Raw genomic sequence first — 20,499 nt, forward strand, 5'->3', positions numbered from 1 at the left:
CGCTTAAACCGGGCTCCGAATGAAGGAGCGCGCCATGACGAGCCGCAATGCCGATGACCGGGCCGCCGACGCCCGCGCCGACGACGCCCCGGGCGCGGCGCGGGACTATTCCTCGACCCTGTTCCTGCCGCAGACCGAGTTCCCCATGCGCGCGGGGCTGCCGCAGCGCGAGCCGGAATTGCTGGCCCGCTGGGAGCGGATCGGCCTTTATGCCCGCCAGCGCGCCGCGGGCGCCGGCCGCCCGCGCTTCGTGCTGCATGACGGCCCGCCCTACGCCAACGGCAACATCCACATCGGCCACGCGCTGAACAAGATCCTCAAGGACGTGGTGGTGCGCTCGCAGGGCGCGCTCGGCCACGATTCCAACTATGTGCCGGGCTGGGACTGCCACGGCCTCCCGATCGAGTGGAAGATCGAGGAGGAGAACTACCGCAAGAAGGGCAAGGCCAAGCCGGATTTCTCCGATGCCGCGGCGATGGTCGCGTTCCGCCAGGAATGCCGCGCCTATGCCGAGCACTGGATCGGCGAGCAGCGCAAGGAGTTCAAGCGGCTCGGCGTCGAGGGCGACTGGGCCCACCCCTATGTGACGATGAGCTTCGACGCCGAGGCGCAGATCGCCCGCGAGATCATGAAGTTCGCCGCCAACGGCCTGCTCTACCGCGGCTCCAAGCCGGTGATGTGGTCGGTGGTGGAGAACACCGCGCTGGCCGAGGCGGAGGTGGAGTATCACGACCACCAGTCGACCACGGTCTATGTGAAGTTCCCGGTCACCGGCTACCGCGAGCGCAACTCGACCCATGGCGGCGACCCCGCCGGGCTGCAGGCGCCGGAGGCGGCGGACGACATCCACCTGTTCCCCTCCTATGAGGGCGCCTCCATCGTCATCTGGACGACAACGCCCTGGACCATCCCCGGCAACCGGGCGATCTCCTTCTCCAAGGACGTGACCTACGCCGTCTATGAGGTGACGGAAGCGGCGGCCGACAACTGGGCGCGGGTGGGCGAACGCTACATCCTCGCCGACAAGCTGGCCGCCGAGGTGTTCAAGGCCGCGCGCGTCACCGGCTTCGAGCGCCACGCCGCCGTCGACCCCACCCATCTGGTCTGCGCCCACCCGCTGCGCGGGGTCGAGGGCACCGCCGGCTATTTCGACTTCGCCGTGCCGGTGGTGGCGGGCGACTATGTCACCGACGACGCCGGCACCGGCTTCGTGCACATCGCGCCGGGCCACGGCGCCGACGACTTCAACCTGTTCATCGCCGAGAAGCTCGGCGAGGTGCCGCACACGGTCGGCCCGGACGGGCGCTATTACGACCACGTCCCGCTGTTCGCCGGCGCCCGCGTCATGGACGACAAGGGCAAGGAGGGCGACGCCAACGAGCTGGTGATCCGGACGCTGGTGGCCGCCGGCAAGCTGATGGCGCGCGGGCGCATCAAGCACCAGTATCCCCATAGCTGGCGCTCCAAGGCCCCGGTCATCTTCCGCAACACGCCGCAATGGTTCATCGCGATGGACAAGGACATTGCGGCGACGGACGGCTCCACCACGGACGGCGACACGCTGCGCGCCCGTGCGCTGGGCGCCATCGCGGTGGTGGACTGGGTGCCCGAGACCGGGCGCAACCGCATCAACGGCATGATCGAGAACCGGCCGGACTGGGTGGTCTCGCGCCAGCGCGCCTGGGGCGTGCCGATCGCCGTCTTCGTGCGCGACCGCGGCGACGGCACCGTCGACATCCTGCGCGACGAGAAGGTGAACGAACGCATCGCGAGCGCCTTCGCCGCCGAGGGCGCCGATGCGTGGTACCAGGACGGCGCGGCGCAGCGCTTCCTCGGCAATGACCACGACGCCGCCGCGTGGCGGAAGGTCGACGACATTCTCGACGTCTGGTTCGACAGCGGCTCCACCCACGCCTTCACGCTGGAGGTGCGCGACGACCTGAAGGTCAACCGCGCCTTTGCCGGCGGGCCGGACCGGGTGATGTATCTCGAGGGCTCGGACCAGCACCGCGGCTGGTTCCATTCCTCGCTGCTGGAGAGCTGCGGCACCCGCGGCCATGCCCCCTACGACGTCGTGCTGACCCACGGCTTCGTGCTGGACGAGCAGGGCCGCAAGATGTCGAAGTCGGTCGGCAACGTGGTCGCCCCGCAGGAGGTCATCAAGAACTCCGGCGCCGACATCCTGCGGCTGTGGGTCTGCGCCTCCGACTATTCGGACGACCTCAGGATCGGGCCGGAAATCCTCAAGACCACGGTCGAGACCTACCGCAAGCTGCGCAACACGCTGCGCTGGCTGCTGGGCAGCCTGCACCACTACCGCGACAGCGAGCGGGTGCCCTACGCCCAGATGCCGGCGCTGGAGCGCATGGTGCTGCACCGGCTGGCCGAGCTCGACAAGGTGGTGCGCGAGGCCTACGCCGCGTTCGACTTCAAGCGGGTCAACGCCGCGCTCACCGCCTTCATGACCGCCGAGCTTTCGGCGTTCTATTTCGACGTCCGCAAGGACGCGCTCTACTGCGACCCGATCTCCTCGGTGACGCGGCGGGCCTGCCTCACCGTGCTGGACGAGGTGTTCCGCCGGCTGGTGGTGTGGCTGGCGCCGATCCTGCCCTTCACCGCGGAAGAGACGTGGCTGGCGCGCTTCCCCTCGGAAGACGGCTCGGTGCATCTGGAGACCTTCCCGGCGACCCCGGCGGCGTGGCGCGACGAGGTGCTGGCCGAGGAGTGGCGCCGCATCCGTCAGGTGCGCCGCGTCGTGCTCGGCGCGCTGGAGGTGGAGCGCGCCGCCAAGCGCATCGGCTCCAGCCTGGAGGCGGCCCCGGTCATCCATGTCGCCGACCCCGTCCTGTTCGCCGCGGTGAGCGCGGTGGACCTCGCCGAGGTCTGCATCACCTCCGACGCCCATCTGGTGCCGGACGAGGGGCCGAAGGACGCCTTCCGCCTCGACGAGGTGCCGGGGGTGGCGGTGGTGCCGGCGCGGGCGGTGGGGCACAAATGCGCCCGTTCCTGGAAGATCTCGCCGCTGGTGGGCACCGAGCCGGACTATCCCGACGTGACCCCGCGCGACGCGCAGGCGCTGCGCGAGCTGGCCACCGCCCGCCGCGCGGCGGAGTGAGCGGGCGATGAACCCGCCCCCTCCCGGCGCCCCGGCCCGGCCCGGCCGCCCGGCCGCGCGGCTGCGGCTGTTCGGGCCGCGCTCGGCGCTCGGGCTCGGCCTGGCGCTGGCGGTGCTGCTGGCCGATCAGGCCAGCAAGATCGCGGTGCTGCGGCTGGTGGATTTCGGGGTGAACGGGCTCGTCACCGTCACCCCGTTCATGGACCTCGTGGTGGCGTGGAACACCGGCGTCAGCTACGGCCTGTTCCCGCAGGGCGCCTCCGGCTGGTGGCTGCTCGGGCTCATCAAGCTGGTGGCGGCGATCGGCTTCACCTTCTGGCTGGCCCGGGTGCGGCGCGGCATGGAGGCGGTGGCGCTGGGGCTGCTGATCGGCGGCGCGCTGGGCAACGCCATCGACCGCGCGGCCTATGGCGCGGTGTTCGACTTCGTGTCGTTGCATGCCTTCGGCCTGCACTGGTATGTCTTCAATATCGCGGATGTGGCGATCGTGGCGGGCGTGGTTCTGCTGCTGGTCGACTCGTTCACGGGGCGCGCGAAAGCCGGCGCGCCGTAAAATCGCCGCCCTCGCATGGCAGCAGAAGGGTTCGTGCCCGGACCGGAACCGCCGGCCATGCCCGGATGATGCCGCAAGCTCGGCAGGAGATGACACGGAAGATGACGCACGCGTTCACCGTTCGCACCGCCCCGCGCCTTCTCGCCGCCCGGATCGCCGGGCTGTGCCTCGCGGGGTTCGTCGCGCTGGGGGCCGCCCCGGCCCTGGCGCAGGAAGACGTCAACCTCACCGAGAAGCTGCTCACCGGCATCGGCCTCGTCGCCCCGACCCCGCCGGAGATCGAGTACCGGGAGCGCGCCCCTCTCGTGGTGCCGACCAACAAGGACGTGCTGCCCCCGCCACGTGACCCCAACACCGTCACCAGCAACCCCGCCTGGCCGAAGGACTACGACAAGGAAATGGCCAAGCGCGAGGCGGCCGAGCAGCAGGCGACGGTCGGCGGCATGAACAGCAAGCAGGGCGGCCTCAACCCGGCGCCGCTGACGCCCTCCGAGCTGAACAAGGGCTACAAGAACGCCAAGGCGCAGGGCAGCGGCTTCAACAACAGCAAGCGCGAGACCGACAACAAGCTCTCGCTCAACGAGCTCGGCTTCAAGGGCTGGAGCAGCGTGACCTCCGGCGACAAGCCGATCGTCTTCACCGGCGAGCCCGAGCGCGCCTCGCTGGTGCAGCCGCCGCCGGGCTACCAGACCCCGGCGCCGAACGCCCCCTATGGCGTGGTCGAGGAAAAGAAGAAGACCTGGTCGCTGCCGAGCCTGTTCGACCGCACCCAGCCGAACAAGGAAAACTGAGCGCGGCGCGCCCGCGCCCGCGCCCTCCCGCCGCGCCGGTCCCTGCGGCCCGGTGCCGCCCAGCGGCCGCAGGCCCGCCGGTCGCCGCGGCGCTGTGCCGTCCCGCCATGGATGACGCCGCCCCGCGCCGTGCGGCGGGGGAAGATGAATTCGCGGCAAGGTGGCTCACTAACGGGTGAGGCCGCCGCGACCAGCCGTCGCGCAGCGGCAACTTCCCCGCTACATTGCAGGACAATGACGAGGCCGCACGCCCGCCTTCCCGGCGGCGCGCCCCCGAACCCGGAAGTCAGCCTGTGACGGCATCGCGCGTAACTGGAAAACTCATGTCCGCTCTCATCCTCGCGGCGGCTGGCGCCGCCACTCTCGCCGCCCCCGCCCGGGCGAGCGAGGCCACCGAGTTCACCCTGGCGAACGGCATGCAGGTCGTGGTCGTGCCGGACCACCGCACCCCGGTGGTCACCCACATGGTGTGGTACCGGGTCGGCTCGGCGGACGAGCAGCCGGGCAAGTCCGGCATCGCCCATTTCCTCGAGCACCTGATGTTCAAGGGCACCCGCCAGCACCCGGCCGGCGCCTTCTCGCAGGTGGTCGCGCAGCTCGGCGGCCAGGAGAACGCCTTCACCTCGCAGGACTACACCGCCTATTTCCAGCGCGTCGCCAAGGAGAACCTGCCCACCGTCATGGGCTTCGAGGCCGACCGCATGACCGGGCTGGTGCTCACCGACGAGGTGGTGCTGCCCGAGCGCGACGTGGTGCTGGAGGAGCGCCGCATGCGCACCGACAACGACCCCGGCGCCATCCTCTCCGAGGCGGCGCAGGCGGCGATGTTCACCAACCACCCCTACGGCCACCCCATCATCGGCTGGGAAGACGAGATCCGCGGGCTGAACCGCGAGGACGCGCTCGCCTTCTACCGCCGCTTCTACACCCCCAACAACGCCATCCTCGTGGTCGCCGGCGACGTGACCCCCGAGGAGGTGCGCACGCTGGCGGAAAAGACCTACGGCACGATCGAGCGCCGCGCCGAGATCGGCCCGCGCGAGCGGCCGAAGGAGCCGGAACCGCGTGCCCAGCGCCGCGTCTCGCTGGCCGATGCCCGCGTTGCCCAGCCGAACCTCTCCCGCACCTATCTCGTGCCGCCCTACCGGCTGGCGCCGAAGGACAGCGTCGCGCTGGATGTGCTGGCGCAGGTGCTCGGCGGCGGCTCCACCGGCCGGCTCTACCGCAGCCTCGTGGTGGACAAGAGCCTCGCCGCCAGCGCCAGCGCCTGGTACCAGAGCACGGCGCTGGACGAGACCCGCTTCGGCATCTCCGCCTCGCCGCGCCCGGAGGTCAGCCTGGAGGCGCTGGAAGGCGCGCTCGACGCCGCCATCGCCGCCATCGCCGAGACCGGGCCCGACGCGGCCGAGCTGGAGCGGGCCAAGACCCGGCTGGTGGCCGACGCGATCTACGCCCAGGACAACCAGGCCACCCTCGCCCGCATCTATGGCGCCGCGCTCGCCACCGGCACCACGGTGGACGACGTGAAGAACTGGCCGGCCGAGGTGAAGGCGGTGACGGCGGAGGAGGTGCGCGACGTCGCCCGCCGCTACCTCGTGCCCTCGCGTGCCGTCACCGGCTATCTCGTCCGCCCGGCGGCGCCGGAGAAACGCTCGTGAGCGCCGCCGCCCTCGCCCGCGGCGGGCCGCCGGGGCCGACGCTGCGCGCCCGCCTCGCTTCCGCCTTCCGCCTTCCCCCTCTTCTCGCGGTGCCGCTCGCCATGACCATCGCCCTTCTCGCCACCCCGCCCGCCCAGTCGGAAACGACCCGCATCCAGCGCGTCATCAGCCCCGGCGGCGTCGAGGCGTGGCTGGTGCACGACACCACCCTGCCGCTGGTGGCGGTGGAGTTCGCCTTTGTCGGCGGCGCCGCGCAGGACCCGGCGGGCAAGCCCGGCGTCGCCAGCCTCACCGCCTCGCTGCTCGACGAGGGAGCGGGCGATCTCGATTCCCGCACCTTCCAGGACCGGCTGGCGGAAAAGGCGATCGAGCTGCGCTTCGACGCCAGCCGCGACACGCTCACCGGCTCGCTGCGCACCCTCTCCGAGAATGTCGGGCCGGCCTTCGAGCTGCTGCGCCTCGCGCTCACCGCGCCGCGCTTCGACGGCGAGGCGGTGGAACGCATCCGGCAGGGCCAGCTCGCCTCGCTGCGGCGGCGCTCCACCGACCCGCAGACGCTGGCGAGCCTCGCCTGGGCCGCGACCGCCTTTCCCGACCACCCCTATGGCCGGCCGGTGGACGGCACGCTGGAGAGCGTGCCCACCATCACCCGCGAGGACATCGCGCTCTACGCCCGCAAGGTGATGGCGCGCGGCAACCTCAAGATCGCGGTGGTCGGCGACATCACGCCGGACCTGCTGGCGGCGGCGCTGGACGACGTGTTCGGCGCGCTGCCGGCGACGCCCGATCTGGTGCCGGTGCCCGACATCGTGCCCCACGGCCTCGGCACGGTGGAGGTGACCGAGCTGGACGTGCCGCAGGCCTCGATCGTGTTCGGCGGCGCCGGGCTGAAGCGCAACGACCCCGACTTCATCCCCGCCTTCGTGCTGAACCACATGCTGGGCGGCAGCGCCTTCTCCTCCCGCCTGTTCAGGGAGGTGCGGGAAAAGCGCGGCCTCGCCTATTCCGTCTATTCCTATCTCGCCGCCTTCGACCATGCCGGCCTCGTGCTGGGGGGCACCGCGACCAAGAACGACCGGGCCGCGGAATCCATCGGCCTCATCCGCGAGGAATATCTCAAGCTGCTGCGCGAGGGCCCGTCCGAGCAGGAGCTGGCCGACGCCAAGAGCTACCTGATCGGCAGCTTCGCGCTGCGGTTCGATTCTTCCGCCAAGGTGGCGGGCCAGCTTCTGCAGATCCAGCTCGACGATCTCGGCATCGACTATATCGACGTGCGCAACAGGCTGGTCGGCGCGGTGACGCTGGAGGATGTCCGCCGCGCCGCCCGGCGCTTCGAGGCCCAGCCCGGCCTGCTGTTCAGCGTGGTCGGCCGGCCGACCGGGCTGCCCGCCGGGGATTCCGTGCCGAAGGGCGGCTAGAGACCGCGCCATGACGCCGGGCGGCGGGCGCATTCGCCGCCGCCGCGGCCATTTTCCCGGCCGGCCCCACTCTCGCCACCGGCGCGGGCTTGATATAAGCGGATCGAGGCCTGCCGCGGGGGCGCCGTGCGGGGCTGTCGCGACCGGATGCCGGCGCGCCGCGGGGGATGCGGCCGCCGGACCTGCCGATCCGGTCGATCTTCATGGCGAGAGCCGGTTCATGGCGAGAGCCGGAGATCGCCGGCGCTTTTGGGGAGTGTGCGTATGAAGCTTGGGGAACTGGGAACCGGCGCCCTGCGTGGGGCCGGCGCGCGCGCGGCGGCGTTCGGCCTCCTCGCCCTGGCACTGGCGGGCTGCGGCGGCGGCACCGGCGGCGGCACCGATGTCGGGCCGATGGGCGCGGGCGGCAAGGACGGGCAGGGCCTGTTCGGCTCGCAGATGCAGACCACCACCGTCGCACCGACCAGCTCCCCCGGGCAGGAGGAATTCGACCCCCGCCAGTACAGCTGCCCCAAGGTGGAAGTGCGCGGCGGCGCCGCCGCCTGGCAGGTGACCGACAAGGCCGATGGCGGCCTGCGCTACCAGGCCACGCTCGGCCAGTCCGCGCGGGAATGCATCTTCGCCCGCCCCAACATGACCATGCGCGTCGGCATACAGGGCCGGGTGCTGGTCGGCGCCAAGGGCGGCCCCGGCTCGCTCACCGTGCCGCTCCGGGTCGCCGTGGTGCAGGAAGGGCCGAGCCCCAAGCCGATCTGGACCAAGCTCTACACCGTGCCGGTGCAGATCGGCGCCTCGGAAACCCAGGTCGATTTCAGCCTGGTGGCCGACGATGTCAGCTTCCCGCTGCCGCAGCCCGGCGAGCTGGAAGACTACATCGTCTATCTCGGCTTCGATTCGCAGGCTGGCTCCGCCGAGGCCAAGGCCAAGCCGGCGCGGTCGCGCCCGGCCAAGCCGGCGGCGCAGAAGCCGAAGCCGGTGGCGCAGGAACCGGCCAGCGAGCCGCCCGCCGCGCCGGCTTCCGCACCCGCCGCCGCGCCGGCCGCCAGCGCGCCGCAGGCCGCACCGGCGCAGCCGGCCGCCCAGCCCGCGGCAACGCCGGCACCGACCGCCACCACCACCCAGCCGGCGACGACGCCGCAGCAGTGGATCGGCGCCCCCGCGCCGGCGACCGGCGGCTTCTCGCAGTAAGGCTTTTGCCCTCGCCACACGGCCGGGCGCCGCCCCGCGCGGCGCCCGGCCCGGCAGGCCGATCCGCCTCGACCGCGGGCCGATCGGCGGCCGGGCCTAATGCTCGCCGCCGCCGCGCAGATGGCCGCGCCGCACCCGCTCGACGAAGCTCCAGATCGCCAGCGCCACCACCGGCACCGCCGCCGCCGTCGCCAGCCCGACATCGACATGCAGGCCCATGGCCTCCAGCCGGGCGTGCAGGCCTTCCATGACATAGTGGAAGATGCTGATGACGTAGTAGGTGATGGCCGCGACCGAGAGCCCCTCCACGGTCTGCTGCAGCCGCAGCTGCATGCGGGTGCGCTCGTTCATGCTGCGGAGCAGGTCGCGATTCTGCTGTTCCAGCTCGACATCGACCCGGGTGCGCAGCAGGTTGGCGGCGCTCGACAGCTTCATCGAGAGATTGGCCTGCCGCTGCTCGATGCCCTGGCAGGTGCGCATGGCCGGCTGCATCCGCCGGGCGAGGAACTGCTGCAGGGTGGGAAAGCCGGAGACCGGGCGCTCGCCAATGTGCTTCAGCCGCTCCTCGACGATCTCCTCATAGGCGCGGCTGGCGCCGAAGCGGAACAGCGAGGCCGCCGCGTCCGCCTCCAGCTCGGCGGCGAGGCCGGTCAGCTCGTCGAGCAGGCGGCGGTTCTCCGCCAGCCCCTCGGTGTTCTTCATGGTCGAGGTCAGGGCGCCGAGCCGCCCCTCCATCTGCGCCACCCGCGGCGCGAGGCGCTGGGCCTCGGGCAGGCCGAGCAAGGCGAGGGTGCGGTAGGTCTCGATTTCCAGCACCCGCTGGATCAGCGCGCCGGCGGCGTCCGCCGTCATGCCGCGGTCGCGCAGCAGGATGCGGATGAAGCCGGCGGCGTCGGGCTGGAAGTCGGTCGCGATCTCGGCAAGGCCGTCCTCCACATCGGCGCGCGCCAGGCTGGCGCGGTCGAACAGCCGCTCCAGCGGCAGCGCGTCGGAGGTGTCGGTCACGAGCTGGAGGTCGATCGCCACCAGCAGCGGGCCGGGCTGCGGCACCTCGCAGAAGGTGGGGCCGAAGCTGCCGGACGACGGCTGGAACGGCAGCCCGCCGAGGGTCAGGTCCTCGCTGGGCAGCTCCCAGGTGTAGGTGGTGAACTCGGCGTGGCGCTCCCAGCGCACGGTGGCGCCGCCGAAGGCAACCCGATGCTGCTTGGCGTCGCGAGCCGGGCCGGGCTGGCCGCGCGCCGCGCACAGCGCGGCGAAGGCGGCGCGGTCGGCCAGCGCCTGCGGCCGGTCGACGATGAACGCCATGTGGAAGATCCGGGCCGGCGTGTGCACCGGCACGAAGGGGCGGGCGTGCAGCTCGCCCAGCACCGCGGCGCGCAGCGGGTGCGGCGTCAGCGCGTCGCGGCGGCCGGCCGGCAGCGCCACGCCCTTGGCGGCGGGGGTCCCGGCCGTGGCGGGGGCAGCGGCGGGGGCGGCGGGCACGCCGGCGGGCGGCGGCGTAGTTCCCTTTTCGGCCTCGGTCGACACGACGCTCCTCCCGCTCCTGTGCGGATTCCACCGAGGGTGCCGGGAGAACGGCACCGAGGGAACCCAGCCTGCCCCTTCTCGGTTGCACGGCGGCACGGCCGTGGCAAGCCGGGTCAGGCGCGGCGCATTGCAGCCGCGACGGCAGCCGCGCCGGTGACGGACCCACGGGGTCGGCGCGGTGCCGGGATGATGTTGCGGCGAAGCCTCAGCCGCCCCGCTTCGCCCGTGGCCGGCGCGAAAGCGGTTGCGCGGCGGGGGGCGGCAGGGGAAAGAAGAGGGTTATGATGCAAGGGGTTCCGCCAAGAGGTCTGGCAATGAAGCGCTCCACCCGCGCCTGTTTCCTGCTGATGCTCGCGGCGGCCTTTCTCGCTCTCGTCCTGCCCGGCACCCGCGCCGAGGCGGCGACCCGGCCGGCGGCGGCCGCCAGCGGCGCGCCGCGGGTCTATCTGATGCGCGGCCTCGCCAACATCTTCTCGCTCGGCATGGACGACCTCGCCGCCAAGCTGCAGGCGCGCGGCATCGTCGCCACCGTGCATTCCTATGCCGACTGGCAGAGCGTCGCCGCCGCCGCGGAAAAGGCCGCCAAGGCCGGCCGGCGCGCCACCCCGGTGGTGGTCATCGGCCACTCGCTCGGCGCCGACGCCGCGGTGAACATGGCCAACACGCTGGTGGCGGATGGCGTGCCGGTGCCGCTGGTCGTCACCTTCGATCCCATCACCCCGCCGGTGGCCTCGGCCAAGATCGGCAAGCTGGTGAATTATTACCAGGGCACCGGCGCCGGCAAGCGCATCACCGGCGGCCGGGTGAGCAACATCGATCTCACCCTCACCGGGGTCGACCATTTCAGCATCGACAAGGTCGCCTCGGTGCACGACCAGATCATCGCGATGATCGTCGCCAAGCCGCGGCCGGCGGTGCGCCAGCGCCCACGTCCGACGGTCGCACCGGCGGAAGGCGCCGCCCCCGCCCCGACCTCGCAGGCCCCGGCCTCGCCGGCTCCGGCGGGCGCCGCGCCCGCCCCGACCGCGAGCCTGCCGGAAAGCCCCGCCGCCAGCACACCCACCGCCAGCGCGGTGCCGGCGGCGGCTCCGGCGGGCGCCCTCAAGACCGCCGCGCCGATGTGAGGCGCCCCGGCGCCTTCGCCACGGACGCCCCGGCGCGCGCAAGACCGCGCCGTCGCCGCGCAGCGGCCGGCGCGCCCCGTGGCGCTGCCGGCCTCGCCCCGTTCAGGCCGCCGCCGCCACCCCGGCCAGCAGCGCCGGCTTCGGCCCGCCGGTGGCCCAGTCGATCAGTTCCACCGTGTGCAGCACCGGAATCGCGGTGCCGCCGCCGATCTGGGTCATGCAGCCGATATTGCCGGTGGCGATGAGCTGCGGCTCGGTGCGCTCGATGTTCGCCACCTTGCGGGCCCGCAGCCGGCCGGCGATTTCCGGCTGGAGGATGTTGTAGGTGCCGGCGGAACCGCAGCACAGATGGCCTTCGGCCGGCTCCAGCACGGTGAAGCCCATGCGCGCCAGCAGCGCCTTGGGCGCGGTGCGGATCTTCTGGCCGTGCTGCAGCGAGCAGGCGGCGTGGTAGGCCACCCTGAGGCCGGCCGGGATCACCGGGGCCGGCAGCTCCCGGTCGGCGAGGAACTCGCTGATGTCCTTCGCCAGCGCCGACACCCGCGCCGCCTTCGCGGCATAGGCCGGCTCCAGCCGCAGCATGTGGCCGTAATCCTTGATGGTGGTGCCGCAGCCGGAGGTGTTGACGAGGATGGCGTCGAGCCCCTCGCCCTCGATCTCGCGGGTCCAGGCGTCGACATTGGCGCGGGCGCTGGCCAGCGCCATCTCCTCGCGGCCCATATGGTGGGTGAGGGAACCGCAGCAGCCCCCGCCGGCGGGGCGCACCACCTCGACGCCGAGCCGGTTCAGCAGGCGGATGGTGGCCTCGTCGATCTCCGGCCGCAGCACCGGCTGGGCGCAGCCGTCCAGCAGGGCGACCCGGGCCCGGCGCGGGCCGGCGGCGGGAAAGCGGGCGACCCCCTCGGTGGCGGAGCGCCCGGCCGGCCGGCCGGGGGCGAGCTTCAGCATCGCCGCCAGCGGGCGCAGCGCCGCGACCCCTTCCAGCGCGCCGGCGAAGGGCTTCGCCAGCATCGCGCCGGCCAGCGCCAGCCGCATGCGGCCGCGGCTCGGCAGCACCTGCGCCAGCAGGGCGCGCATCAGCCGGTCCGCCAGCGGGCGGCGATAGGTGGTCTCGACATGGGCGCGGGCGGTGTCGACCAGGTGCATGTAGTGCACGCCGGAGGGGCAGGTGGTCATGCAGGAGAGGCAGGAGAGGCAGCGGTCGATGTGCTTCACCACCTCCGGCGTCGCCGGGCGGTCGTTCTCCAGCATGTCCTTGATGAGGTAGATGCGCCCGCGCGGCGAATCCAGCTCGTCGCCGAGCAGCACATAGGTCGGGCAGGTGGCGGTGCAGAAGCCGCAATGCACGCAGGCCCGCAGCACCTGCTCGGCATCGGCGATGTGCGGGTCGGCGAGCTGGGCGAGGGAGAAATGGGTCTGCATCGCGCTCACACTCCCGCATACATGCGGCCGGGGTTCAGCACCCGGCCGGGATCGAAACCATGCTTCATCCGCCGCACCAGCGCGCCGGTCACGGCGTCCAGCGGCTCGAACACCTCGGTCGCGGCGCGGGCGGCGCGGCCGGCCCGCAGCAGCGTGGCGTGGCCACCGCTCTGGCCGCCGGCGGGGGCCAGCGCGGCGCGCAGCCGCTCCGCCTCGGGTTCGCCATCGGGCATCTCGACCCACACCAGCCCGCCGGCCCAGTCGTAGAAGACCCGCCCGCCCAGCGCCCGGGCGGCCGCGCCCACCGCCGGGCCGTGCAGCGGCGCGGTCGAGACCTTCCACACCGCCGGGGCGGCGTCGGGGTCGCCGCCCGGCGGCAGGGCGAAGGGCAGCGCGTCGCGCACCGCCGCCCAGAAAGCCAGCGAGCCAGCCTCGTCCAGCGCGCCCAGCGCGCCGAACCCCCGCAGCAGACCCTCCAGCTTGTCCCGCCGGTGCAGGATGGAGGGCTTCACCCCCTCCAGCCGCAGCGCCGTGACCGCCCGGCCCGGCGCGCCGAGCGCGGGAACCAGCGCGGCGATGTCCGCCGGAAGATGCGCGGCGCCGGACACGTCGTAATAGGAGCCCACCGCCGCGCTCATCGCCTTCGCCGCCGCGGCGTCGTCGAGGCCGAACAGCAGCAGCGTCTCCACCGTCTCCGGGCGCGGCAGCACCTTGATGGTGATCTCGCTGAAGGCGGCAAGCGTGCCGTAGGAGCCGGCGAGGCCGCGCGGCAGGTCGTAGCCGGTGACGTTCTTCACCACCCGGCCGCCGGCCTTGAAGGCCTCGCCCCGGCCGGAGACGGCGCGCAGGCCGAGCGCGTGGTCGCGCGCGGCGCCGGCGCTGGGGCGGCGCGGCCCGGCGAGGTTGCAGGCCATCAGCCCGCCCAGCGTGCCCTCCCCCGCCGGGCGGCCGAGCAGCGGGCCATGGTCCATCGGCTCGAACGCCATCATCTGGTTGGCCTCCGCCAGCAGCGCCTCGATCTGCGCCACCGGCGTGCCGGCGCCGGCGCTGAGCACCAGCTCGGCCGGCTCGTAGAGCCGCACGCCGCTGAGGGCGGCAAGCTCCAGCGTCACGTCGCCCTGGGTGGCGCGGCCGAGGGCGCGCTTGGAGCCGGTGCCGACCACATCGAGCGGGCGGCTCTCCGAAACGGCCCAGCGCACGGCCTCGGCCAACTCGGCCTCGTCGCGCGGGCACAGGCGATCGGTCATGCGGTTCACTCCCTGGCGTTTCTCATTGCGCCAGCGCCGCGAGACGCGCGGCGTGGCGGTTGTGCTCGGCGATCACCGCCGGCAGGTCGAGCGTGGCGAGGCGGCCCTCGGCGACGATCACCTCGCCGCCGACCACGGTGAGGTCGGCGCGGTGCGGCCCGCAGAACACCGTGGCCGCCACCGGGTCGGACAGGCCGCCGGCAAAGGCGAGGTCGTCCAGCCGCAGCGCGAAGAAATCGGCGCAGCGGCCGGGCTCCAGCGCGCCGATGTCGGCCCGCCCCAGCACCGCCGCCCCGCCCAGCGTCGCCAGCTCCAGCGCCTCGCGGGCGCTCATCCACTCGCCGTCGCGGGAGGGATCGGAGGTGGAGAGCGTGGTGTCCGGCCCTTCCGGCGGGCGCAGCGCGATCCTGAGCCGGGCCAGCAGCATGGCCTGGCGCGCCTCGGCGAGGAGATGGTTGCCGTCGTTGGAGGCGGAGCCGTCGACCCCGAGCCCCACCTTCACCCCGGCGGCGCGATAGGCCCGCACCGGGGCGATGCCGGAGGCGAGCCGCATGTTCGAGCAGGGGCAGTGGCACACCCCGGCTCCCGAGCCGGCAAAGCAGGCGATCTCGTGCGCGTTCACATGCACCGCATGGGCGAACCACACATCCGGGCCGAGCCAGCCCAGCTCCTCCATATAGGCCACCGGCCGCTTGCCGAAGCGCTCCAGCGTGTAGCGTTCCTCGTCGACGGTTTCGGCGAGGTGGGTGTGCAGCCGCACGCCATGGCGGCGTGCCATCGCCGCGCTCTCGCGCATCAGTTCCGCCGAGACCGAGAAGGGCGAGCACGGCGCCAGCGCGATCTGCAGCCGCGCCCCGGGGCGGGGATCGTGATAGGCGGCGATCACCCGCTCGCAATCGGCGAGAATGGCGTCCTCCGCCTCGACGCAGTCGTCCGGCGGCAGGCCGCCGCGGGATTCGCCCAGCGACATCGACCCGCGCGAGACCATGAAGCGCAGCCCGATCTCGCGCGCCGCGGCGATCTGGTCGTCCACCCGGCAGCCATTGCGGAAGACATAGGCGTGGTCGAACGCGGTGGTGCAGCCCGAAAGGGCCAGCTCGGCGAGGCCGACCAGCGTCGCGGTGCGCGAGGCCTCCGGCGTGCGCGCCGCCCACAGCCGGTAATGCGCCCTGAGCCAGCGGAACAGGTTGCGCTCCTGCGCGGCGGGCAGGTTGCGGGTCAGGGTCTGGTCGAGGTGGTGGTGGGCGTTCACCAGCCCCGGCAGCACGACGCGGCCGGAGAGGTCGATCACCCGGTCGGCGGTGGCGGGCAGCGTCTCCGAGGGCCCCACGGCCTCGATCATGCCGTCGCGCGCGAACAGCCCGCCGCCGGCGATCTCCCGGCGCTGGCCGTCCATGGTGACGAGCACATGCGCGTTGCGCGCGAGAAGGGTCGCCATCCGGGCGGGCCCTCAGAACCGGGGAATGTCGGGGAAAGGCAATTGCCCGCGGCTCACATGCATGCGGCCAAGCTCGGCGCAGCGGTGCAGCACCGGGAACACCTTGCCGGGATTGAGCAGCGAATCCGGGTCGAAGGCGCATTTCAGCCGCTGCTGGTGGGCGAGGTCGACCTCGTCGAACATCGAGGGCATGAGGTCGCGCTTCTCCACCCCCACCCCGTGCTCGCCGGTGAGCACGCCGCCCACCTCGACGCAGAGCAGCAGGATCTCGGCGCCGAACGCCTCCGCCTTTTCCAGCTCGCCGGGGCGGGAGGCGTCGTAGAGGATGAGCGGATGCAGGTTGCCGTCGCCGGCGTGGAACACATTGGCGCATTCCAGCCCGTAGGTGCGGGTCATCTCGGTCATGCGGGAGAGCACCTGCGGCAGCGCCTTGCGCGGAATGGTGCCGTCCATGCAGAGATAATCCGGCGAGATGCGCCCCACCGCGGGGAAGGCCGCCTTGCGCCCGGCCCAGAAGGCGACGCGCTCCTCCTCGCTGGTGGAGGCGCGCAGCGTGGCGCAGCCGAGGCCGCGGGCGATCTCCGCCACCCGCTCGATGAGGTGGTTGACCTCCGCCTCCGGCCCGTCCAGCTCGACGATGAGCAGCGCCTCGACGTCGAGCGGATAGCCCACCTTCACGAAGGCCTCGGCGGCGTGGATGGCGAGGCGGTCCATCATCTCCATGCCGCCGGGAATGATGCCGGCGCCGATGATGCGGGCGACGCACTCGCCCGCCGCCTCGGAGGAGGGAAAGCCGACCAGCACCGCCCGCGCCGTCTCCGGCTTCTTCAGGATGCGCACCGTGACCTCGGTGACCACGCCGAGCAGCCCCTCCGACCCGACGATGAGGCCGAGCAGGTCCAGCCCGCCGGAATCGAGGTGCTTGCCGCCGATCCGCACCACCTCGCCGGTGATGAGCACCAGCTCGACGCCCATCACGTTGTTGGTGGTGAGGCCGTATTTCAGGCAGTGCACCCCCCCGGAATTCTCCGCCACATTGCCGCCGATGGTGCAGGCGATCTGCGAGGAGGGGTCCGGCGCGTAATAGAAGCCGGCATGGGCGACCGCGGTGGTGATGCCGAGATTGGTCACCCCCGGCTGGGCGGTGACGGTGCGGTTGTCGAAGTCGATGTCGAGAATCGCGTTGAACTTGCCCATGCCGAGCAGGATGGCGTCGGCGAGCGGCAGCGCCCCGCCGGAAAGCCCGGTGCCGGCGCCGCGCGGCACCACCCGCACCCCGTTGGCGTGGCAATAGGCGAGGATGCGCGAGACCTGCGCGGTGGTGGAGGGCAGCACCACCGCGAGGGGAAGCTGCTTGTAGGCGGTGAGCCCGTCGGTCTCGAACGGGCGCATCTCGTTGACGCCGTCGATCACGCCCTCGCCCGGCACGATGGCGCGCAGCGCGGCGATGATCTCGTCGCGGCGCGCCAGCACCCCGGCGTCCGGCTCCGGCATGGCGAGCCCCGACATGGCGTTTCCCTCTCCTGCTTTTGACCCATTCTAGAGGAAAAGAACCGGCCTCTTCCATGGTAAAGTTTTCAGACCAAGGGCGTAGCCGCGTTCGGGCCGGCCGCCCTCTCCCGGGCTATGGCGGCAGGCAACGGCGACACGGCCGGCTCGATGACCGCCCGCGCCGGCGCTGCGCGAAAAGTGAAGCCGCCCCGGCGCTTTTGCCGGGATGGCCGGGCGCGGTGCAGCACTTTTTTCAAGGTTGCCGTGCTTGCATCGGCGGCACCGCCCTGTTTTGCCCCTTTCGCCCTCTCCACCCGGGACCGTTCCATGCCCCTGCCGCGCCTGCTCGTCCTCTCCCTTGGCGGTACCATCACCATGACCGCCGGCGGCGCGGGCGGCATCGCCCCGACGCTGGGCGCCGACGATCTGATCGACGCGGTGCCGGCCATCGCCGCGGTCGCCGAGATCGACGCCCATTCGCTGTTCCGGCTGCCGAGCCCGTCGCTGGGGCTGGAGCACGTCAACGAGGTGGCGCGCGAGATCCGCCTCGCCTTCGCCAGCGGCTATGACGGCGCGGTGGTGATCCAGGGCACCGACACCATCGAGGAGACCGCCTTCGCGCTGGACCTGCTGATCGACGACGAATGCCCGGTGGTGGTCACCGGCGCCATGCGCGGGGCGGAGGCGCCGGGGGCGGACGGGCCGGCCAATCTGCTCGCCTCGGTCATCGTCGCCGCCTCGGCCGCCGCGCGCGGGCTCGGCACGCTGGTGGTGCTGAACGACGAGATCCACGCCGCCCGCTTCGTGCGCAAGACCCACACCGCGCTGGCCTCCACCTTCGCTTCGCCCGATCTCGGCCCGCTCGGCATGGTGATCGAGCGGCGGGCCCGCTTCCTCGCCCGGGTGCCGGGCGGGCCGAAATTCCAGGTGGAAGGCCCGGCCCCGGCGGTGGCGCTGCTCAAGATGACGATGGGCGACGACGGCCGCATGATCCGCGCCCTGCGCCAGCTCGGCTATTGGGGCCTCGTGCTGGAGGGCATGGGCGCGGGCCATGTGCCCGGCGAGATCGCCGGCCTCGTCGGCGAGGTCGCCAGCCACATGCCGGTGGTGCTGGCGAGCCGGACGCTGGGCGGGCCGGTCTTCACCCGCACCTATGGCTATGCCGGCTCGGAGATCGACCTCATCGGCCGCGGCCTCATCCCCGCCGGCTTCCTGCAGGCGACCAAGGCCCGGCTGCTGCTGGCGCTCTGCCTCGAGGCCGGCTATGGCCGCGAGGCGATCGACCGCACCTTCGCGGCCTATCGCTAGCGCCGCCTGCCGCCAGCGCCGCCTCCGGCCGGGAAAGCCCGGCCCGCGGCCGGGCGCACCGGGCAGTCCCGCAAGGTCCGCACAAGGGAGACCGCCTTTCCTTGCATCGCCATTCGCAGGGATCGACCTATGCACGCCATCCGCCTCGGGCTGGGAGCCAAACTCGGCTTCGTCTCCGTCCTTCTCATCCTTCTCTCGGCCGGCGTCATCGTCAGCCGCGGCACGGCAATGCGGGAGATCGACACGGCCCGCCAGTTCACCCGGGGCCAGTCGGACATCCTGAAAAAGGCGAAGACCGTCGGCGTGCTGCTGCTGAAGGTCCGGCAGCTCGTCACCCAGATGCAGCTTTCCTACGCCGATCCGGTCAACGAACAGACGCTGGCGCAGATAAAGGACGCCATCGCCAAGGGCGATGGCGTGCTGGACGCGCTTCTGGTCGAGGAGACCCACGAGGACGACCGCGAGGACTTCCGCCGCCTGAAGCGCGACCTCGCCGAGATCGCCGCCGCGGCGGCCGACATCTACAACGTCCAGAGGCAGCAGTTCAAAGCCTCCGTCGAGGCCTCCGAACTCGCCATGCGCAGCCGCACCGGCTTCTCCACCCTCGGCGGCGTCCTGGTGGAATATGAGCAGCCCACCCTTGCCGCCAATGTGGAGCCGCTCGAAGGGGTGATCGACGGCATCAGCCTGGCCGCGCAGAACTTCCTCGTCACCCGCGACCCCTCCGCGCTCAGGCGCATCGCCGCCATGGAGAAGCGGGTCCGGGAAATCCTCGCCGGCGTCACCGAGGGGCTCGCCGACAACCCGATGGTCAGCGACGCCGCCGCCACCGCCAGCAAGAGCTTCGACGGTTTCGTGCGCGCGGTGCGGGCGGGGCTGGACCAGCAGAAGGCCCGCGCCGACATCGTCGCCACCCGCCTGACGCCGGTGGTGGAGGCCGCCGACGCCAGCCTCACCCAGGTGATCGACGCCAGCTCCGACCAGGCCGACGAGGCCGAGGCCGCCGCCGACACCGCGCTTCAGGACGGCATGGGCCTCATCCTGATCTTCTCGGTCATCACCATTCTCGCCGCCATCTTCACCGCGGTCTATTCGGTGCTCGGCATCGCCCGTCCGGTCCGCCAGGTCAGCACGGCGATGGAGCGGATTTCGGCCGGCGACCTCGCCACTGACATTCCCCACGCCGGGCGCCGCGACGAGATCGGCGACCAGGCCCGCGCGCTCAGCGTGTTCCGCGACCGGCTCGACGAGGCCGAGCGCCAGCGCGCCGGCCGCGCCGCCGCCGAGGCCGCCGCCGTCGCCCGGCGCCGCGACGAGATGCGCCAGCTCGCCGACCGCTTCGAGGAGGCGGTGGGCGTGGTGGTGGACATGGTGGCGACCGCCGCGACCGAGCTTCAGACCGCGTCGGAGAGCCTGAACGCCACCGCCGACCGCACCCGCAACCAGGCCGCCGCGGTCTCCGCCGCCGCGCAGCTCGCCACCACCCACGTCCAGTCCGTCGCCACGGCGATGGAGGAGCTGTCCGCCTCCGCCCACGAGATCGGCGAGAAGCTGCAGCACTCCCTGTCCATGACCGAGCGGGCCACCCGCGAGATGAACGGCACCAGCGGCCAGATGACCGAGCTGCGCCACTCCGCCGAGCAGATCGGCACCATCATCGGGCTGATCGACACGCTGGCCGGCCAGACCAACCTGCTCGCGCTCAACGCCACCATCGAATCCGCCCGGGCGGGCGAGGCCGGCCGCGGCTTCGCCGTGGTGGCGCAGGAGGTGAAGCAGCTCGCCGGCCAGACCGCCAAGGCGACCGGCGGCATTTCCGAGCGGGTGTTCGGCATCCAGGAATCCACCGGCGGCGTGCTCACCGCCATGTCCGGCTTCGCCGCCACCATGGAGGCGCTGCAGCAGGCCGCCACCGCCATCGCCGCGGCGATGACCCAACAGCAGGCCACCGCCTCCGACGTCGCCCGCAGCGTGCAGCAGGCCGCCAGCGGCACCCGCGACGTCACCTCCAGCATCGCCACGGTGGAGCAGGCGGCGCAGGCGTCCTCCACCGCCGCCCATCAGGTGCTCAGCTTCGCCCGCGACCTCTCCCGCCAGGCGGTGGCGCTGCGGCAGGAGGTCCACGCCTTCGTGGAGACGGTGCGCGCGGCCTGACCGCCGCGCGCCGCGCCGCAGACCGCACGGACCCCGGCATCCACGAAAAAGGGCGGCCCGCCGGG

14 protein-coding genes are annotated in these 20,499 nt (G+C 72.5%); 9 read left to right on the forward strand and 5 right to left on the reverse strand.

What is annotated here, in order from left to right:
* The first annotated feature begins 34 nt into the window (after nucleotides 1-34).
* The 6 genes from ileS to KHC27_RS12300 all read left to right on the forward strand — a co-directional run bounded on the left by ileS (nucleotide 35) and on the right by KHC27_RS12300 (nucleotide 8,723).
* On the forward strand, nucleotides 35-3,115 hold the full coding sequence (gene ileS / locus KHC27_RS12275; RefSeq protein WP_213339436.1) for an isoleucine--tRNA ligase: 3,081 nt from the start codon (nucleotides 35-37) through the stop codon (nucleotides 3,113-3,115).
* A 7-nt stretch (nucleotides 3,116-3,122) separates the two neighbouring features.
* Complete coding sequence (gene lspA / locus KHC27_RS12280; RefSeq protein ID WP_213339437.1) at nucleotides 3,123-3,668, forward strand: signal peptidase II; 546 nt, start codon at nucleotides 3,123-3,125, stop codon at nucleotides 3,666-3,668.
* Between the two features lie 101 nt (nucleotides 3,669-3,769).
* On the forward strand, nucleotides 3,770-4,459 hold the full coding sequence (locus KHC27_RS12285) for a hypothetical protein (protein ID WP_213339438.1): 690 nt from the start codon (nucleotides 3,770-3,772) through the stop codon (nucleotides 4,457-4,459).
* Nucleotides 4,460-4,782: 323 nt separating this feature from the next.
* Nucleotides 4,783-6,117, forward strand: a complete 1,335-nt coding sequence (locus KHC27_RS12290) for a M16 family metallopeptidase (RefSeq protein ID WP_213339439.1) — start codon at nucleotides 4,783-4,785, stop codon at nucleotides 6,115-6,117.
* Complete coding sequence (locus KHC27_RS12295; protein WP_343210900.1) at nucleotides 6,114-7,535, forward strand: M16 family metallopeptidase; 1,422 nt, start codon at nucleotides 6,114-6,116, stop codon at nucleotides 7,533-7,535. The genes KHC27_RS12290 and KHC27_RS12295 overlap by 4 nt, the downstream gene beginning before the upstream one ends.
* A gap of 264 nt (nucleotides 7,536-7,799) precedes the next feature.
* Nucleotides 7,800-8,723 (forward strand): hypothetical protein, encoded by a 924-nt coding sequence (locus KHC27_RS12300; RefSeq protein WP_213339442.1) that lies wholly within the window; start codon nucleotides 7,800-7,802, stop codon nucleotides 8,721-8,723.
* Between the two features lie 96 nt (nucleotides 8,724-8,819).
* On the opposite strand, the gene KHC27_RS12305 is transcribed toward KHC27_RS12300, so the two are convergent.
* Nucleotides 8,820-10,148, reverse strand: coding sequence for a DUF3422 family protein (locus tag KHC27_RS12305; protein ID WP_213339564.1), 1,329 nt, complete (start codon nucleotides 10,146-10,148; stop codon nucleotides 8,820-8,822).
* 416 nt (nucleotides 10,149-10,564) lie between these two features.
* Between KHC27_RS12305 and KHC27_RS12310 the strand changes: the two genes are divergently transcribed.
* Nucleotides 10,565-11,374 carry an alpha/beta hydrolase family protein gene (locus KHC27_RS12310; protein ID WP_213339444.1) on the forward strand — a complete coding sequence of 270 codons (810 nt, stop codon included), beginning with the start codon at nucleotides 10,565-10,567 and terminating at the stop codon, nucleotides 11,372-11,374.
* A gap of 102 nt (nucleotides 11,375-11,476) precedes the next feature.
* Here the strand turns inward: KHC27_RS12310 and glcF are convergent, their stop codons facing one another.
* The 4 genes from glcF to KHC27_RS12330 are packed head-to-tail and all read right to left on the reverse strand — an operon-like array spanning nucleotide 11,477 to nucleotide 16,990.
* A complete protein-coding gene (gene glcF / locus KHC27_RS12315; protein WP_213339446.1) occupies nucleotides 11,477-12,796 on the reverse strand; it encodes a glycolate oxidase subunit GlcF in 1,320 nt (439 codons plus the stop codon).
* A 5-nt stretch (nucleotides 12,797-12,801) separates the two neighbouring features.
* Nucleotides 12,802-14,043 carry an FAD-binding protein gene (locus tag KHC27_RS12320; protein ID WP_213339454.1) on the reverse strand — a complete coding sequence of 414 codons (1,242 nt, stop codon included), beginning with the start codon at nucleotides 14,041-14,043 and terminating at the stop codon, nucleotides 12,802-12,804.
* Between the two features lie 22 nt (nucleotides 14,044-14,065).
* Nucleotides 14,066-15,481 carry an 8-oxoguanine deaminase gene (locus KHC27_RS12325; protein WP_213339455.1) on the reverse strand — a complete coding sequence of 472 codons (1,416 nt, stop codon included), beginning with the start codon at nucleotides 15,479-15,481 and terminating at the stop codon, nucleotides 14,066-14,068.
* 12 nt (nucleotides 15,482-15,493) lie between these two features.
* Nucleotides 15,494-16,990, reverse strand: a complete 1,497-nt coding sequence (locus tag KHC27_RS12330; protein WP_213339456.1) for an FAD-linked oxidase C-terminal domain-containing protein — start codon at nucleotides 16,988-16,990, stop codon at nucleotides 15,494-15,496.
* 309 nt (nucleotides 16,991-17,299) lie between these two features.
* Here KHC27_RS12330 and KHC27_RS12335 point away from each other — a divergent pair, with 309 nt between their 5' ends.
* Together KHC27_RS12335 and KHC27_RS12340 are read left to right on the forward strand one after the other, a co-directional pair.
* Nucleotides 17,300-18,280 (forward strand): asparaginase, encoded by a 981-nt coding sequence (locus KHC27_RS12335; RefSeq protein ID WP_213339458.1) that lies wholly within the window; start codon nucleotides 17,300-17,302, stop codon nucleotides 18,278-18,280.
* A 129-nt stretch (nucleotides 18,281-18,409) separates the two neighbouring features.
* Nucleotides 18,410-20,434, forward strand: coding sequence for a methyl-accepting chemotaxis protein (locus KHC27_RS12340; RefSeq protein WP_246519881.1), 2,025 nt, complete (start codon nucleotides 18,410-18,412; stop codon nucleotides 20,432-20,434).
* Nucleotides 20,435-20,499 lie beyond the last annotated feature (65 nt).

The organism is Ancylobacter lacus, from assembly GCF_018390635.1.
Lineage (GTDB): Bacteria > Pseudomonadota > Alphaproteobacteria > Rhizobiales > Xanthobacteraceae > Ancylobacter > Ancylobacter lacus.

Bases quoted from the DNA above. Each gene is read 5' to 3' on its own strand.
- KHC27_RS12300 (WP_213339442.1), top strand. From the start codon at position 7,800: ATGAAGCTTGGGGAACTGGGAACCGGCGCCCTGCGTGGGGCCGGCGCG.
- KHC27_RS12325 (WP_213339455.1), bottom strand. From the start codon at position 15,481: ATGGCGACCCTTCTCGCGCGCAACGCGCATGTGCTCGTCACCATGGAC.
- KHC27_RS12290 (WP_213339439.1), top strand. From the start codon at position 4,783: ATGTCCGCTCTCATCCTCGCGGCGGCTGGCGCCGCCACTCTCGCCGCC.
- KHC27_RS12320 (WP_213339454.1), bottom strand. From the start codon at position 14,043: ATGACCGATCGCCTGTGCCCGCGCGACGAGGCCGAGTTGGCCGAGGCC.
- lspA (WP_213339437.1), top strand. From the start codon at position 3,123: ATGAACCCGCCCCCTCCCGGCGCCCCGGCCCGGCCCGGCCGCCCGGCC.
- KHC27_RS12335 (WP_213339458.1), top strand. From the start codon at position 17,300: ATGCCCCTGCCGCGCCTGCTCGTCCTCTCCCTTGGCGGTACCATCACC.
- glcF (WP_213339446.1), bottom strand. From the start codon at position 12,796: ATGCAGACCCATTTCTCCCTCGCCCAGCTCGCCGACCCGCACATCGCC.
- KHC27_RS12340 (WP_246519881.1), top strand. From the start codon at position 18,410: ATGCACGCCATCCGCCTCGGGCTGGGAGCCAAACTCGGCTTCGTCTCC.
- KHC27_RS12285 (WP_213339438.1), top strand. From the start codon at position 3,770: ATGACGCACGCGTTCACCGTTCGCACCGCCCCGCGCCTTCTCGCCGCC.
- KHC27_RS12330 (WP_213339456.1), bottom strand. From the start codon at position 16,990: ATGTCGGGGCTCGCCATGCCGGAGCCGGACGCCGGGGTGCTGGCGCGC.
- ileS (WP_213339436.1), top strand. From the start codon at position 35: ATGACGAGCCGCAATGCCGATGACCGGGCCGCCGACGCCCGCGCCGAC.
- KHC27_RS12310 (WP_213339444.1), top strand. From the start codon at position 10,565: ATGAAGCGCTCCACCCGCGCCTGTTTCCTGCTGATGCTCGCGGCGGCC.